Annotated in this window: 16 protein-coding genes; 8 read left to right on the top strand and 8 right to left on the bottom strand. The window is 32.6% G+C overall.

Annotated features, from left to right (window positions below; genetic code table 11):
• The first annotated feature begins 529 nt into the window (after positions 1–529).
• The 3 genes from G3A47_RS03285 (at position 530) to G3A47_RS03275 (ending at position 3,143) form a co-directional block, all read left to right on the top strand.
• Positions 530–1,972, top strand: coding sequence for a hypothetical protein (locus G3A47_RS03285; RefSeq protein WP_166920381.1), 1,443 nt, complete (start codon positions 530–532; stop codon positions 1,970–1,972).
• A gap of 13 nt (positions 1,973–1,985) precedes the next feature.
• On the top strand, positions 1,986–2,582 hold the full coding sequence (locus G3A47_RS03280) for a DUF6705 family protein (RefSeq protein ID WP_166920379.1): 597 nt from the start codon (positions 1,986–1,988) through the stop codon (positions 2,580–2,582).
• 117 nt (positions 2,583–2,699) lie between these two features.
• Positions 2,700–3,143 (top strand): hypothetical protein, encoded by a 444-nt coding sequence (locus G3A47_RS03275; RefSeq protein WP_166920376.1) that lies wholly within the window; start codon positions 2,700–2,702, stop codon positions 3,141–3,143.
• Between the two features lie 226 nt (positions 3,144–3,369).
• Here G3A47_RS03275 and G3A47_RS03270 read toward each other — a convergent pair whose 3' ends face one another.
• The 3 genes from G3A47_RS03270 to G3A47_RS03260 all read right to left on the bottom strand — a co-directional run bounded on the left by G3A47_RS03270 (position 3,370) and on the right by G3A47_RS03260 (position 4,781).
• Positions 3,370–3,792: an arsenate reductase ArsC gene (locus G3A47_RS03270; RefSeq protein ID WP_166920374.1), complete on the bottom strand. Its 423-nt coding sequence runs from the start codon at positions 3,790–3,792 to the stop codon at positions 3,370–3,372.
• A gap of 130 nt (positions 3,793–3,922) precedes the next feature.
• A complete protein-coding gene (locus tag G3A47_RS03265) occupies positions 3,923–4,396 on the bottom strand; it encodes a DUF6428 family protein (protein WP_166920372.1) in 474 nt (157 codons plus the stop codon).
• Between the two features lie 58 nt (positions 4,397–4,454).
• A complete protein-coding gene (locus G3A47_RS03260; protein ID WP_166920370.1) occupies positions 4,455–4,781 on the bottom strand; it encodes an ArsR/SmtB family transcription factor in 327 nt (108 codons plus the stop codon).
• A 192-nt stretch (positions 4,782–4,973) separates the two neighbouring features.
• On the opposite strand from G3A47_RS03260, the gene G3A47_RS03255 reads away from it, so the two are divergent.
• On the top strand, positions 4,974–6,257 hold the full coding sequence (locus G3A47_RS03255; RefSeq protein ID WP_166920368.1) for an AbiH family protein: 1,284 nt from the start codon (positions 4,974–4,976) through the stop codon (positions 6,255–6,257).
• A gap of 110 nt (positions 6,258–6,367) precedes the next feature.
• Here G3A47_RS03255 and G3A47_RS03250 read toward each other — a convergent pair whose 3' ends face one another.
• Positions 6,368–7,105 (bottom strand): protein phosphatase 2C domain-containing protein, encoded by a 738-nt coding sequence (locus G3A47_RS03250; RefSeq protein WP_166920366.1) that lies wholly within the window; start codon positions 7,103–7,105, stop codon positions 6,368–6,370.
• Positions 7,106–7,660: 555 nt separating this feature from the next.
• Here G3A47_RS03250 and G3A47_RS03245 point away from each other — a divergent pair.
• Positions 7,661–9,010: a hypothetical protein gene (locus tag G3A47_RS03245; RefSeq protein ID WP_166920364.1), complete on the top strand. Its 1,350-nt coding sequence runs from the start codon at positions 7,661–7,663 to the stop codon at positions 9,008–9,010.
• A 12-nt stretch (positions 9,011–9,022) separates the two neighbouring features.
• Positions 9,023–9,460 carry a hypothetical protein gene (locus G3A47_RS03240; protein ID WP_166920362.1) on the top strand — a complete coding sequence of 146 codons (438 nt, stop codon included), beginning with the start codon at positions 9,023–9,025 and terminating at the stop codon, positions 9,458–9,460.
• A 153-nt stretch (positions 9,461–9,613) separates the two neighbouring features.
• On the opposite strand, the gene G3A47_RS03235 is transcribed toward G3A47_RS03240, so the two are convergent.
• Positions 9,614–10,078, bottom strand: a complete 465-nt coding sequence (locus tag G3A47_RS03235; RefSeq protein WP_166920360.1) for an Mpo1 family 2-hydroxy fatty acid dioxygenase — start codon at positions 10,076–10,078, stop codon at positions 9,614–9,616.
• Positions 10,079–10,295: 217 nt separating this feature from the next.
• Between G3A47_RS03235 and G3A47_RS03230 the strand changes: the two genes are divergently transcribed.
• Positions 10,296–10,841 (top strand): DUF4494 domain-containing protein, encoded by a 546-nt coding sequence (locus G3A47_RS03230; protein WP_166920358.1) that lies wholly within the window; start codon positions 10,296–10,298, stop codon positions 10,839–10,841.
• 147 nt (positions 10,842–10,988) lie between these two features.
• Here G3A47_RS03230 and G3A47_RS03225 read toward each other — a convergent pair whose 3' ends face one another.
• The 3 genes from G3A47_RS03225 to G3A47_RS03215 all read right to left on the bottom strand — a co-directional run bounded on the left by G3A47_RS03225 (position 10,989) and on the right by G3A47_RS03215 (position 13,998).
• Positions 10,989–12,230 (bottom strand): TMEM143 family protein, encoded by a 1,242-nt coding sequence (locus G3A47_RS03225; RefSeq protein WP_166920356.1) that lies wholly within the window; start codon positions 12,228–12,230, stop codon positions 10,989–10,991.
• A gap of 407 nt (positions 12,231–12,637) precedes the next feature.
• Positions 12,638–13,318 (bottom strand): hypothetical protein, encoded by a 681-nt coding sequence (locus G3A47_RS03220; protein WP_166920354.1) that lies wholly within the window; start codon positions 13,316–13,318, stop codon positions 12,638–12,640.
• 335 nt (positions 13,319–13,653) lie between these two features.
• Entirely contained in the window at positions 13,654–13,998 is a 345-nt protein-coding gene (locus tag G3A47_RS03215; protein ID WP_166920352.1) for an SH3 domain-containing protein, read from the bottom strand.
• A 663-nt stretch (positions 13,999–14,661) separates the two neighbouring features.
• On the opposite strand from G3A47_RS03215, the gene G3A47_RS03210 reads away from it, so the two are divergent.
• A complete protein-coding gene (locus tag G3A47_RS03210) occupies positions 14,662–14,874 on the top strand; it encodes a hypothetical protein (RefSeq protein ID WP_166920350.1) in 213 nt (70 codons plus the stop codon).
• Positions 14,875–14,936 lie beyond the last annotated feature (62 nt).

Here is a 14,936-nt window from a genome sequence, read left to right as displayed (position 1 = left end):
GGTATTTTAATTGTGCCAATAATGGCCACAGCTCAAGCAATAAGCTTGTATGTTTTCAATTCCGGATCTTGATAGATTTGGAACAGTGCGGTTACACCATATTCTACACTCATCTGCAATAGCCTTTCTATACCCATACAAAGAGCTTCTACCTACCCTTTGTTTTTCTGTTTGATTTTCTAATAGCTTTTTAATGAAGTTCATAATTGAAATTGTTATTTATATACAAAGTCTACTATTTTTAAATAAAAATCTTCTTACAATTGTTTTCGTAGGATAAAATATATATTTTCGTCATTTTTTAAGAAAAAACTGTAATGTAGTGCCCCGTCCGTTGCAGAAAATAGTACTTAATACTACAAGCTTGAAAAAAAGCAAGTAGTAATGAGTAATTATTTAAAATAAAAGAATTTGTTGAATAATTACATTAGTAAAATAATTTACGGATGATTTTGAATTAAAAACGGGAACTAACCAAATCCAATTCAGCCCTGCAAAAAGCGAAATGAAATGGTAAAAAAGCACAAGAATGAAAATTAAAAATGCGATTAAAGCTGTTTTTATTTTTAGTATTGCAATGCTCACGGTCAATTGCGAAACCGAAAAGTTGGCAATGGATGAATCTGCACATCAAACTAAAACGATCTTATCAGCTAAAAAATGGTTTAAGGAGTATGAATCTGATGGTAAAAATTATGAATTAGTCCAAAACTTAAATTACGATTGGGCAGAAGCAAGCTTTACAAAATCAGAAGATGGTACACCCACTATTATTGTACCAGTTTTGGAACTCAAAAAAGATGAGCGAGAATTTTGGGAACAAAAATTGTATATTTATAAATTAGATGATAACAAGTTTAAAGCTCTTGTATTTGAAGCCTATTCCAATAAAAATGTAAAACCGGAGAGTCAAGTTGTAGACGGAGGAGATTTTACGGGTTATATGACGGTTTGGGATTTAAAAACGGGTCCTGTGAGAGCCGCTAAATTTTTAAACAATCAGTTAGTAGAGAATGGTTTTGCGGAATTTTCGATTGATAGGAATAAGACAGGTAAAGCTCCGCCTGATCCTCCATGTGTTTACGCTGATTTTGGCGATGGCGGGTGTGGTGGTTTAGGAAATGGCGATGGCCCCGCAATTCCGTTAAGACCAGTTATTATAACGGGGCCAAGTACAGGAACTCCGGTGATCTATAATCCGCGTCCTACTATACCAACACCGACGGGTGGCGGTACGACTCCGGGCGGTTATACAAATCCGGGTGGTGGTAGCAGCAATGGCGGAACACCTCCACCTACTGCTACAAATCCTTGTGAAAAGTTAAAAGTCCTTTTAGACACTAAAAAGACTGGGAATATGATGCTCTCTATTGCTTGGTTAAAAGGAAAAGTGATGGCTTCTGTTAATGAGGTCGAGCACGGTGTAGAAGTAGAAAGAAAAATGAATTACGATGAGACTTATAGACTCGAATTCACTCAGAAATCGTCGGAAGACAAATTTTCAGTTAATTTGAATTACGGCGGCAATATTATTGGTACTGCACATTCACATCCGGAAGATGGTTATGCAATGTTTTCTTTTCAGGATGTAAGATTACTAAGTCAATCTTATAATGAAGCAAACCCTGAGATAAAAGCAGATGTTTTCACAATGATAGTGGTTAAAGATGATAATGACAAAGTACACACTTACGCTATAAAAGTAAATGACATCAACGCCTTAAACGCTAAAGTAAACGCAGTCTGGAATGATCAAAAACTTAGCGGTCTGGGCGAAAAAACAAAGCTTGATATAATTCATATTGAACAAGGGCGAGAATATGAGAATAGCTCAGATTTAGAGAAGACTTTCCTTCAACAATTTGCTTCTTTTGGGATTGCCCTTTACGAAGTTGATGAATCAATAAATAAATGGGAAAAAATAGAAATTGACAAAACAACACAAACAAAAACTACAGTACCTTGTACTTAAATAACAAATAACGATGAAAAACTATATTAATTTCGCTGTATTTTTTATTCTTTTAAACAGCTGTGTAGCACAAAGTCCAATAATTGACATATCAACACCAAAAGAAGGGTTTCTTGGTACGAGTGGTGCTTATTATAAAGATACCAAAAATATCTTAAATGGGTATGATGGTACTTACGTTTATACCAGTGGCACGACGTTATTTAAAATAAAATTGCAAAAAAATGTTATGACTTCTATGAATGGTGCTTATTATGAGGACTTGATCGTAGGAGAATATCAGTTAATGGAAAATGGAGTTGAAAAAGTAAATACCTTAAACCAATTAACTTCCACAAGCAATTTAAATAATATAAGAGGATCAAGAGTTTTAACAGGTGCAAAATTGGGTTGTAAAGATTGTAGACCTGATGAAAAAAGATTAAGACTTGGTTTTTCAGATGCGACATCTCCTAACGGAGGAGAAATTGATATTAGAAAAACAACAGTAGGCGGTAAAGATGCAATTATTGTAAAAATTTGGTATAGATATATTGCCGTTAAAAAAGGCGATCCAATGCCGAAGGATGGAGTTATTAGGGCTGGTGAATATATTATGGTAAAACAATAAAAAGAAATAAACTGCTTCAGAATTTAATTTTGAAGCAGTTGTTTTTAGGTATCACTTAATATGGTATAACAGATGAAAAGAATATTCACCTTTATAAACTTAATAGTAACCACAATTATGAAAAATATTTTTTTAGTGCTGATTCTTTCTTTATTTTCCTATATAAATTATGCTCAGGATAAGCCTTTTATTCTTGAAGATTATGAAATCAAAGTAAGGGCAATAAAATCGGACTTTAATAAAATACTATGTAGTGATACAACAAATTCTAAACGGATAGGTTTTGTCGCAGAATTTGAGGTAATTAACGATGTTGATATCAAAAGGTTTGGGAAAAGAATTTATGCCATGGACATTTGTCATGATTATCCCCAAGATGGTGTTTTTAACCCCGATAAAATTTGGGACTTAAAAATATCTGAACAAAAATATTATTTATTTGAAATCAAAATAGTTAATGAAGAATTATTTAACAAAAATGTTGGAAGCAAAAAATACTGGATTAGAAATTTGTCGCGAAAATTTATGTTATATTGTGGACCGGCTACGAAAAAAGGATAGATAAAGTAGTGTCTAAACCCGATTGCATGGATTTGCAATCCATGCCCATAAAGATTGAACACAATAATAAGTTGAAATTTACAGACATTGTGAAGACGGATTGTAAACCTGCACGATCGGATAAAAATCAAAAAAGCATTAAATCAAAACGAATAGTAAATGTTTTAACACTTACGAACGATTCAGTTTAATGCCTTGATTTGAATTTAAAATTTATAGAAACGGATTATTTAATTAAATTTTCTGTAACAAATTTTCTGCAATAATCCTTTATTAACTGTCTTACATTCCTAAATTGTTCGTTTATTTCAAGTTCTGTTCCTGTTGCTTTTGCAGGGTCGGGAAAATTGTGATGAAACTTAAGTGCCTTTGTCGGAAAAAAAGGACATCGCTCTTTGGCATTGTCACAGACTGTTATTACATATTCAAAATCAATATTCTTATATTCATCAATGTTATTGGATGTGTGATTTGAAATGTCTATACTATCCTCCTGCATTATCGAAATAGCTTTTGGATTGACACCATGAGTTTCTACTCCTGCACTGTAAACGTCGGCTTTGTTATCTGTAAAATATCTCAAGTAACCTTCTGCAATTTGACTCCTGCAACTGTTACCCGTGCAAAGTATTAATATTTTCTTTTTCATATCTTAAACGAATAACCAAGTAATATTTATAATGCAGAATTTTGGTTCATAGCCAAAAATTAACTGTAACAAAATAACAGAGGTTGTTATGATAATTGTTTTTTTGTGTTTTATGATTCTTTCTTTTGCTTTAACAACATCCTGAATTTGGGGCACAGCTAGAAGAGGAATCACTAGTTAATTCAACAAGATTAATTTTTTGTTTCTCAGTTGGAATCCCACAAGAGTCCTGCGCCAAACATGCAGTTGTTTTATTATGAAGAACAAAATTTTTACCATTAAATTCCAAATCGTATTTTCCGATTGTTTCATTTTGATATTCTACCTCAATCACTAAATCTTCGATTTTTAATTTCTCTTCAGAGAGTTTGATGATATGTAATAATTTGGTTGGTTTCAGGCGATGTTCAAAATCATTAGCATTCCAAAGTTGAAAGTTTACAACTTTTTCATCTCTAATTACTCCTCCGCAATCAATAAAATGCTTGGTTATTATTCCAACTTCGGTAACATGAAAATGTTCCGGCACAAAAGCCCCATTTTCTAGTTGAAATTCAACATTTTCTAATGTTGGCAAAATTTGTTTTATTTCCGATAATTTCATAGCGTTTAGTTTATTTGTTTAATGCAATATTGCGATATAAATACTCAAAAAAAATGTTTTAACAACATTTTGATTTAGAAGTGGTTTGGATGATTTTTAAGAAATAGGAGTTTAAGATTTCAATTGTTTTCTCATCGATACAATAGCAGATTGCATTTCCGGAAATGCTTCCCTTTATGATCCCGGCATTTTTAAGTTCTTTTAGATGTTGTGAAACTGTTGGCTGAGCCAGAGGAAGCTCATTAACAATATCACCGCAGATACATTCATTAGTTTTCATTAAATACTCAATAATAGCAATTCTTGCAGGATGTCCCAATGCTTTAGCAATTTTTGCTATTTGGTTTTGTGCATCCGTAAAATGTTCTGTCTTGGTTGCTCCCATTTCAACTAAATTATATCGCAATATTACGATAATAAATTTAAAGAACAAGTTTTCTATTAAAATTTATTACTCGTGATTAAAGTAATAGCCAATTTGCTAAACAATAATTGTAGATTTTTGTCAATCAGATCCTTTGCTCTGGATTTTCTTACTCTACAAAATAATCTATATATTTGATTAAAAAGGAAAAGAATGAATCGAATAATACTTATTGGGAATGGCTTTGATTTAGCTCATGGCATGAAAACAAGCTATAGTGATTTCATCAACGATTATTGGCTCAACATAATATCAGATATTAAGAAAAGCGCTGGAAGTTCATTTGAAAATTCAGAACTTAAAATTACTCAAAAGCCTCTAAACGCATTCTTTATCTCAATCACTAAATTTGAGGAATTATATGACATAATAGAATCGAGAGGAGGTACACTGACTTTTAAAAATAAATTTCTTGAAAAAATAAATAAAAAAAAGCAAACTCAAAATTGGGTTGACATTGAAAATGAGTATTACTTACTTTTAAAAGAATCATTTAAAGATAAAAAATGTGAATATAAAATTTCTCAACTAAATTCTGACTTTACTGAAATACAAAGACTATTAGAAAAATATTTGGAAAAAATAGAAAGCAATTTCAAAAATGACTTTGGTAAGAATACTAGGGATAGCAATCTAAAAGAAGCAATCGTTCATAAAGTTTATTCTAATTTTAAGTTCAAAGATTTTAGCGAAGAATCGATTAATAAAAAAGTTGAACTTGAGTATCAGGAAATTAAGGATGTGCTTGATAAAAGCATGAATTCTTTGGATTATAAAATATGGCATACAAAGGAGAAGAGGGATGCACTAGTTTCTAAATCAATGGAGAAAAACAAATCTCCAAATGAAATAAGAAAAAGATTGCTTTCCGATTCGGCTTCTAATTACTATGATTTGCAACCATCTGAGATTTTATTTTTGAATTTCAACTATACATTTACTGAAGGACTGTATTCTAATCTTGCATGGCTTGACCTTTCAAGGAATATTATAAATAACAAAAATCTTGAAAGAAGTGTAATTCACATTCATGGAACTACAGACCAGAAAGATAATAACAATGTTATTTTTGGATTTGGGGATGAACTGGATGAAGATTACAAATCAATTGAAAATCTAAATGACAATATTTACCTTGAAAATATAAAATCAATTAAATATTTGGAAACGGATAATTATAAAAAACTGTTAGAATTTTTAAATAGTGATGATTACCAAATATTTATTTTTGGGCATTCCTGCGGGAATTCAGATAGAACGCTTCTAAGTACCCTCTTTGAGCATAAACATTGTGTCTCAATAAAACCATTCTATCATAAAAGAGAAAATGACGATAACTATAGTGAAATCGTAAGGAATATTACACGAAACTTTAACAACAAAGCTGTCCTAAGAGATAAAGTAGTAAATAAAGAGTACTGTGAACCACTAACGTAAAGATTCTGTAGGTAAAGAAAAAGATTGTAATAAATTTAAAATTGCTTTTTATGCCCCCGATCCCGCGGATTTCAAATCCGTGCGATAGTTTTTTTGGGGTAGTTTGATTTTTATTTGATAATTCTAATCATGGAAAGATCATCAGTAGGTTTTAATCCAAAATCATTTTCTAATTTCTTTAGTTTTAGGTTAAGCATTTCGTCTGTCTCGCAAAATGTTTTTTCTGTGGTTAAAAACTCCGATACGTTGATTTCTTCTTTAGATTTTGCCAGGACCAATTTTTCAAAAGTAAATATTCCATCGGTCGAAATACTCAAATCCTCTATTTTGTTAAACGCTATTTTCTGCTCCAGAGAATTGTAAAATAGTTCAAAATCTTCTGCTAAATGAAAACCCAGATAATCGGGTTTGTTGTCTTGTTCGAACTCAGTTATTTTGCCATTAATATTTACAAATCCATCGCCAATTGCCAGAATGATTCCTTGTTCAGTACTCTTGTCGAGCAGCATGATAATTAAAGTCGTTAATAGTTCTTTAGTGTCAAGCATTAATAGATTTTTTACCGTCTTGAGCTCAACCATTAATTCTTGTAGAATTGATTTTAAGTGGTCTTCGATATTTAGTTGAATCTCATTTTTTTCAATGAATTCTTTATACCCTTTTTCAATACAAATCTTCTTTAGAATTTTTCCAACTAATGTTGAAGCGAAATGACTTTCCAGTGCGGTTGTACAGCCATCCATAACGGCACAAAGAATTTTGTTTTTCCCGTATTCTCCAACGTACAAATGATCTTCGCAATTATTTTTATGATAATCTCCAATTTGTATTGCAGAATATATTTTCATTTAGTTTTTTTTCTGTTTTTAAGTAATTCTATATTCGATATTTCCAGTAATATGTTTTTATAATATACTTATGTGTATATAAAAGGTTTTAAAGGAGATTCGGAAGTTTTTTTAAATGGCTAATTTATAAAAATAGTGTAGGATAAAACAGTTTATGGAATTAGTATTTGGCTGAAATTTCTATTTAATTGTCAGGAAATCTGCGCTATCGGGGTCAAAGTTCTGCAATGGGGTAAAGCTCTCTTGTTTTAGAACCTACTTAAGTCTGTTTTTTTTTGTGTTAAAAAAATCTTACAATTACTTTCAATTGAAAAAAATGCATACATTTGCTTAAAAGTAAGAAAAAACTTATATATTTATTACTACAGAAAGCACTACATAAAACGATAAGCTTGCGAAAAACAAATAACAATGAGTAATTATTTAAAATTAAAGAATTTGTTGAGCAATTGCATTAGTAAAATAATGGATGGATGATTTTAAATGAAAGATGGGAATAAACCAAATCCAATTCAGCCCGGCAAAATGCGAAATGAAATGGTAAAAAGCAGAACAATGAAAAGAGAAAATGCGATTATAGCTGCTTTTATTTTTAGTGTGACTATCCTGACGATCAGTTGTGAAACCGAAAAGTTAGCCCCTGATGAACAAGCAGATCAGACTAAAACATTTTTATCAGCTAAAACATGGTTTAAGGAGTATGAATCCAATGGCAAAAATTATGAATTAGTTCAAAATTTAAATTACGATTGGCAAGAAGCAAAACTTACAAAATCAGAAGACGGTACGCCGACTATTATTGTACCAGTTTTGGAGCTCAAAAAAGAGGAGCGGGAATTGTGGGAGCAAAAATTGTATATTTATAAATTAGACAACAACAAGTACAAAGCTCTTGTGTTTGAATCTTATTCCAATAAAAATGTGAAACCGGAGAGTCGATCTGTAGATGGAGGAGATTTTACGGGTTATATAACGGTTTGGGACTTAAAAAGAGGTCCGGTGCGAGCCGCTAAATTTGTAGATAACCGGTTGGTTGAGGAAGGAGTTGCCGAATTTTCGATTGCTAGAAATAAGACCGCTAAAGCTCCACCTGATCCTCCCTGTGTTTACGCTGATTTTGGTGATGGTGGATGTGGTGGTTTAGGAAACGGTGATGGTCCTGCAATCCCGCTAAGACCCGTTATTATAACGGGGCCAGGTAAAGGAACTCCGGTTGTATATAATCCGCGTCCTGTTATACCAATGCCAACAAGTGGCGGCGGTACAACTCCCGACGGTTATACTTCACCCGGCGGTGGTGGCAGTGGTGGTGGTAGTTCGACAAATTTAATAGTTATCGTTGGCCCTGCAAAAGTAATAACTAATATAAAAGAATATTTAAAATGCTTCGATCTGACTAAAAGTGCAGAAATAGTAATTTATGTTGATCAACCTAAGCCCAATAAGCCAGATGCTTATACTTTAACAGGAGATGTGGGGCATACTTTTATAGCTATTCAGCAAGGTAATATTAGACGAGTAATAGGGTATTGGCCTGCCACATCTGTACATCCAATAACATCACCTAGTGATACAAAAGCCTTTGGTAATGATGAAAACCATTATTTTGACGTGAGCATATCGACTAGTATTAATCCAAGTCAGTTAGCAAATATTATAAACTATACTAATAATACAGTGCCAAAGACTTATAATTTAAACACCTATAATTGTACTGATTTTGGTATTGCAGTTGCTAGATTGGGCGGATTAAATTTAAATGATTCATATGGGACATGGCCCGGAGGAGGAGGAAGTAATCCCGGACAATTGGGAGAAAACATACGAAATATGGCCACTCCTGTTAATGGCACTAAACAAACTACCGGTGCAAATTCAGCAAGTAATAGAGGAACGTGTAATTAATAAGAAATAAAAATGAAAAAAATAATAGCGGTTGCTTTAATTTTGTTTTTTTGTTGGGGATGTTTTCATAACCATGTGAAAAGTGATATAAAGTTACTTAACGATTTCGCAAATCAAATAGTAGATAAATCTATTTCTATCGATAGCATTGTTGAAAGTTCAGTAAAATATACCAAAAAAGGGAAACAAACCAGTCTCTATGTTTTGAATACAATAAGACAACAATATAAAAAAAAGGACGAAATAGTCGTTTATTCTGCTGAAGAATATCAGAACGATAAGAATAACAATGAGATAAAGCTTAAGAACAACGAGAGGTTATATTATATTAAATTTAATAAAGAAATCATACTACCTTTTATAGTAAATGACGAATCTAAAATCATTGTCCTGTTAGTTTTGACTAAAGGTAAAGGAGGGACACTATCCGATTCCAGATCTGATGAGTAATATTGTAAAAATAAGGAGTCCACGATAGCGCGTATTTGTCCCGTGCCTATAAGCTTGGATACGTTAATAGGCTGAAAATTATAGGTATTGTTCGGTTTTGAGTTTCAGTTTTCAGTTTCAGACTGAGACTGAAAACTGCGACTAAAAAAACAACTATTTCCTCGAAAACAAATTCTCCACGACCCAGGCAGGACCAATCATTAAAAATTGAAGGTCTTTTAAGAAAGAAGGCTTTTTACCTTCGATATTATGTCCGTAGAATTGCCCGATCCAGGCGATTGCAAACACACCGATCGAGAACAACCATAAGGGTAAAACCTGTCCGATGTAATAATTCGCGATTAGGCAAAGCGTGGAGAAAACAGCAATTTTAAATGCCATCGCGACAGACAAACGAATGTAAAAAAGCAGTACAAAAAGTAATACTACCACTGCCCAATTTTCTACAATTGGAGCATTGAGTTGCAAGGTGCGCGCAATAAAATCGCTTGGAATACTCATTAATAAACCTACAATCGAAAAGTAGATTGCGGGAACACAGACGTAATGTATTGCTTTGTTTTTGGGGTTCTGATGACTTACGGCATATTCTTCAAACCATTGCTCTAATGTTCTCATAGTTTTGGATTTAGGTATATAACAAATCTATTAAATATTATTTATTTTTTTATAATTTAAAATAGGAATAATCGGTTCTAAGTGTCTCGAAAATAGTAATCTGTGAAAAGTAAAAAGTAAGTTCAAAGAGCAGTTGAAATTGTGAATATCTATTTTCTGAAATGTCGCTTTTTATGCCCTTTAAAATCTATCTTTGGCATCCTTAAAAACAGAAGAAATGAGCGCAATTTGGTACGAATGCAAAGTAAAATACAGAAAAACGGATGAGACCGGAGGGCAAAAAGTGACTTCGGAGCCTTATTTGGTAGATGCGGTATCTTACACAGAAGCAGAAAGCAGAATCAATGAAGAAATGGCTGCTTACATTAGTGAAGAATTTAAAATCACGAATATAAAAGTGGCAAATTTTGCCGAGATACACCCATTTGAAAATGCCGACCGTTGGTTTAAATCAAAAGTTACTTTAATGGCTTATGACGAAGAAAGCGGTAAAGAAAGAAAAACCAATATGTATCTTTTGGTTCAGGCAAATGATGTAAAAGAAGCTTACGACAATACGATTACGGTAATGAAAAACACTATGGGAGATTATACCATTCCTGCTATTTCAGAATCGCCAATTATGGACGTTTTCCCGTACTTTAGTGGTGAAGAAGGAGAAATGGCGCAATTGGAAAGATTCAATACCTTAAAAGCATCAAAACCTGCATTGGTTGCCGTTGGTGACATGGGGGAGACTGTAGACGATCTTATGGAAGTTTAAAAGAATCTACTTGTAAAATTATACAATTAAAAAGAGGACAATTTCGTCCTCTTTTTTGTTTAGTTAACTTTATTATATCTGTAATAAAATAAAACTTCCTATATACAATGGAGCAATCAAAATTGAATTACGTTTAAAATCCGGCATTTAATATTCTTTAACTTCCTGATTGTATTCAAAAACACTGTCCCATAATTTGTCGATTTTGACAAGGGCATGATCCAGTCCGATAACTTCCCATTTTCCGTTTTTTTCTATACCAAGACCAATATTTTGTAATTTTTCTAAAGCATCTTTTACATCAAAATCCAGATCGGTATGGAGCTGTGTGAGGAACCAGGATTCAATTTGAGTATCGAGTTCGTCTTCTGTTAGCGGAACAGGACTTCTGTATAAAAAAGCGTAGGCTAATATGGTTTCTTTAAGGACTTCTTCTTCAGAAGAGTTCAGAAGCGAGTAAAAAACACCACTGTTGTTTCCGAGATTCTTAAAGTAAAGACTGTCGGAAAGCATTTTTCCGTATTTGATTTTTTTGTTGATAAAGTTGCTGTACTGACGGAACAAGTAAGCACACAATATTCCCAATGCAATTAACCCCTGATTTAAGGAAGCTTTACTGTTTAACAAATCAATTGTTTCTCCCGATTTATAGGCGGCGTACATGCCAATCAATGCCGGAATTACCGTTGTGCTTAACAACGAAATACCACCACCGATTCCCGGTACCCAAAAGAATAATTTATCCCGTGTTGACATTCTCGGAATCGCATTCGGAAATATAGTTTCAAGGTCGTTTTTAGGAACGCGTTTGAAGATTTTTAATCCAATAGAACCCGGATCAACGGGCATTTTTCCTAATTTGACTTTTTTCTCTTTTAGATAATCGGCTTCGTTGTAATTCAGATAAATCATTACACGATCGTAGTATTCTACTTCTATTTCCTTTTTCCAGAAAATAAATTTAGAAACTTTTTCTGTTGCTTGGTGATGTCCGCGAACGTATAATTCGTAGTCTTTAAAAGCGTTAAAATCTATAGAAAGATTTAAACCAATTAAGTCCGATTCTTTAAAGGCCCGATCTAAAGTTTCCTGATCTATACGGGTATAATTACCATGCGCTAAAACTTTATGAAGGGTTTCTTTAAAAATCAAAAAATCACTTTTGCCAACAAAAGCTTCACGTTCTTTCGGACTCAAATCGGGGTCGAATAAAGCGTAGTTTTGTTTTAGATTACGGTTTAGGTTAAAGGCTTCGTAATGATAATAATGTTCGACGATGTCAAACAACTTTTTAAAAGTCTCTTTTTTTTGTTCGTCTTCAGCGAAAGCACTTATTTGTTGCTCGAGTAAGAATTCCTTGTTGAAGGGAATATAATGTTCTCGTGTCATATTTCAATTTGGAGCTTTAGTTTTTTTTAGTGGCAAAGGTTCAAAGGTACAAAGGTGCAAAGTATTTTGACTGTAAAATAATGTATTAATCTCAGTATTTATTTTAGGTCAATTTTGTAGGGTTGGTTATGCAAATGGCTTGAATCAGGTATTTTGTATGGGGACTAATTTTAATTCTTTGCGACTCCTATTTTTTGCAGAGAAATTTTTTCACGCAGATTTTGCAGATTACTTTTATCTAATTGCAAAACCAAAATATCAGCCCGATCTGCTAAATCTGCGTGCAAAAAAAACTTAGCGACTTGGCGACTTTGCGAGAGATTGATTATTACAATTTACGCAACGAAAAAATCAATTAAAAGGAATTCCGGAACTAAAGATAAACCGTTTGCCGTTCTTTGGTAGAATTACAAGTTTGCGTTATCCGGTTTTTCTAAGTGTTTGGAAATAGAATCCGTATTAATGATTCTGAAACGCCCGGGATATTTGCCCCATATGTGTTTTTTATTGCCATAATAGTCCATATATTCTTCGCAAACAAAAACAGCATGCGCAGTTGACCATGCCACAACACCACAATATTCATTTCCTGATAAACGCTTTAAAGGCAGTACTTGTTTGTCTTTTTCGAATCCTAAATATTTATAAATGGTTGGTGTATAGACCTCTCCATCTTCTAAATCCTCCAATGCTTTGTCAAAAGTTGCTTCCCTGTCAATAATTTGTTTGTATTTTGCCATTACCGCGTAAGTCAATACGGCGTAGTCTTTTATTTTTATGGTTTCCTCATTTTCTTTAATTAGCACAAAACCGGCAGAGAAACTTGCTTTATCAAGTTCTTCATTTTTTAAAGTAAAGGAAGCCTTGTTTTTTAATGTTATTTTATACCCATTATCGTTTACTTTTTCAGTTACAAAAAGGTTATCAAGACCATAAACATTTAAAGAAGCTTTAATAAAGGCAATCGAGGAACAGTTTGTACGTTCGCCCTGTTTAAAGCTGTCGAATATCTCATCTGAACTCATTTGTGAGTAAGAAGTGAAACAAATAAACAGGAAAAATAAAAAAGTTAAAGTAATAGACTTCATTCTCTCAAAAAATTATAATTGTCTCCCTAATTATTTTTTAGGAAAAAAGTGATTTTACAAAGCTATAAAAATCGACTAATAGTTGGCATTTTTGCTCCTTAACTTTTTTAAGAAAAAAGGCAGCTAATGTGCTAAATTAATTTTTTGAGCAGTATTTGTTTTTCTTTAGTCACAAAGATTTAAGGGGTTGAAGTATTTTTTGGACTGTGTGATTAGCAATTTGACAATGTAAAAAAAACATTTTTTCTAACTCCTTAAAAATATATTTATAAGTTTATTAGGATAAAATAATTGGAAGGTTATAAGCAAATGTTTAAGTTTTGCATCCTATGATTTTATTCTATGATTTCGTCGGGAATCCATCCTTCGGCATTGTTTTTTATATTTCGGGACCATGTCCAGCCATTTAAAGGTTTGATTTTTTCAATGTGATCACCTTGTTCAACATCAAGTTCTTTAGCGGAGTAATATTCTAAAACTTTTCCGGTCTTTTTATCATCTGAAATTTTAAGTATCCGGATTGGTATCCAGCCTTTATTGGTTTTACTTTCTGCCCAAATCCAACCCTTCCATTTTTCTTCTTTTTCCTCTTCTCCCAGATTCACAATTTCACCTGAATGCAAAACAATAGGATTCTCGTATTGGGTTTTATAGGATTTCAGAATTTTAAAAATTTCCATGGAAGTATTGTTTTAATTGTCTTAGTTTTCAAAATTACAATATTTAATTGTAAGTATTTCAGCGGAAAAAAGGCTTTTTTATGACCAAGCTTAGTATTAATTTAAAAAAAACTAAAGCAATTTTAGTAGTAATAAAAGATAGATCGTGTTCACTAAATTTTGAGAATCGTCATAAGGACAAAATTAGATCAATATTATAATGTACAACGGCTTGTCGAACAAGAATTATACGAACACTATTGGTGTAAATGATACGGCGTTGGTTTAATTATGCTATTGTAATAAGTGCTTCTCATTTGCATTTGTTTTCGGTTTTTGATCCTTGCAAAAAAAAAAACAATTTGGAACCGAATCGGAGTCTGAGATTTTTTTTCTTAACTTTAAACACCTCAAATTTAAAAGGTATTTATAAGTTAAATCCGCTGGAGTTTTAAATCCGGTGTTGCGTATGAATATCGAATTACGCCTCAGCTAATAAAACGATGTCAGTATTGTTTCAAAGGCAGTAAAAGGTGAATGAACCAACCGAATGTTTCCGATTAAAAAGTTATCGTGAATTATACGAATTTTTGCGAATGTACGATAGAACGCTCTGCATAAAGAATTAGTGTAATTCGCGGCAAAATTAAAAATTCCAGTTTTTTTATTATTAAAAATAACGTTATGGTTGTTGAGGTTTTTAAAACAAATGTTCAGAAAGAATCAGACAAAAATTATATAATCGCGGTGATCCAGACTCAGTTTCCGGATTACAAGATCAATTTTGATCTGGAGGATTGTGATAAAATATTAAGAGTTGAGGGCGTCGAATTAGAACCCAAAAACATAATAGATTATGTAAATTGTCTCGGATATATTTGTGTACTGTTAGATTGAGTAGTTGAACTCGATTGTTGAGTGAAATCCGCGACTGCTTTTTGTCACAGATTAAATGGATT

The sequence above is a fragment of the Flavobacterium poyangense genome, assembly GCF_011751075.1.
GTDB lineage: Bacteria > Bacteroidota > Bacteroidia > Flavobacteriales > Flavobacteriaceae > Flavobacterium > Flavobacterium poyangense.
The sequence above is the reverse complement of the archived record's forward strand: the minus strand, read 5'-3'. Positions and strand labels throughout refer to the sequence as shown.

Excerpts from the sequence above, each read along its gene's own strand:
- G3A47_RS03285 (WP_166920381.1), top strand. The coding sequence starts at position 530 with ATGAAAATTAAAAATGCGATTAAAGCTGTTTTTATTTTTAGTATTGCA.
- G3A47_RS03280 (WP_166920379.1), top strand. The coding sequence starts at position 1,986 with ATGAAAAACTATATTAATTTCGCTGTATTTTTTATTCTTTTAAACAGC.
- G3A47_RS03275 (WP_166920376.1), top strand. The coding sequence starts at position 2,700 with ATGAAAAATATTTTTTTAGTGCTGATTCTTTCTTTATTTTCCTATATA.
- G3A47_RS03270 (WP_166920374.1), bottom strand. The coding sequence starts at position 3,792 with ATGAAAAAGAAAATATTAATACTTTGCACGGGTAACAGTTGCAGGAGT.
- G3A47_RS03265 (WP_166920372.1), bottom strand. The coding sequence starts at position 4,396 with ATGAAATTATCGGAAATAAAACAAATTTTGCCAACATTAGAAAATGTT.
- G3A47_RS03260 (WP_166920370.1), bottom strand. The coding sequence starts at position 4,781 with ATGGGAGCAACCAAGACAGAACATTTTACGGATGCACAAAACCAAATA.
- G3A47_RS03255 (WP_166920368.1), top strand. The coding sequence starts at position 4,974 with ATGAATCGAATAATACTTATTGGGAATGGCTTTGATTTAGCTCATGGC.
- G3A47_RS03250 (WP_166920366.1), bottom strand. The coding sequence starts at position 7,105 with ATGAAAATATATTCTGCAATACAAATTGGAGATTATCATAAAAATAAT.
- G3A47_RS03245 (WP_166920364.1), top strand. The coding sequence starts at position 7,661 with ATGAAAAGAGAAAATGCGATTATAGCTGCTTTTATTTTTAGTGTGACT.
- G3A47_RS03240 (WP_166920362.1), top strand. The coding sequence starts at position 9,023 with ATGAAAAAAATAATAGCGGTTGCTTTAATTTTGTTTTTTTGTTGGGGA.
- G3A47_RS03235 (WP_166920360.1), bottom strand. The coding sequence starts at position 10,078 with ATGAGAACATTAGAGCAATGGTTTGAAGAATATGCCGTAAGTCATCAG.
- G3A47_RS03230 (WP_166920358.1), top strand. The coding sequence starts at position 10,296 with ATGAGCGCAATTTGGTACGAATGCAAAGTAAAATACAGAAAAACGGAT.
- G3A47_RS03225 (WP_166920356.1), bottom strand. The coding sequence starts at position 12,230 with ATGACACGAGAACATTATATTCCCTTCAACAAGGAATTCTTACTCGAG.
- G3A47_RS03220 (WP_166920354.1), bottom strand. The coding sequence starts at position 13,318 with ATGAAGTCTATTACTTTAACTTTTTTATTTTTCCTGTTTATTTGTTTC.
- G3A47_RS03215 (WP_166920352.1), bottom strand. The coding sequence starts at position 13,998 with ATGGAAATTTTTAAAATTCTGAAATCCTATAAAACCCAATACGAGAAT.
- G3A47_RS03210 (WP_166920350.1), top strand. The coding sequence starts at position 14,662 with ATGGTTGTTGAGGTTTTTAAAACAAATGTTCAGAAAGAATCAGACAAA.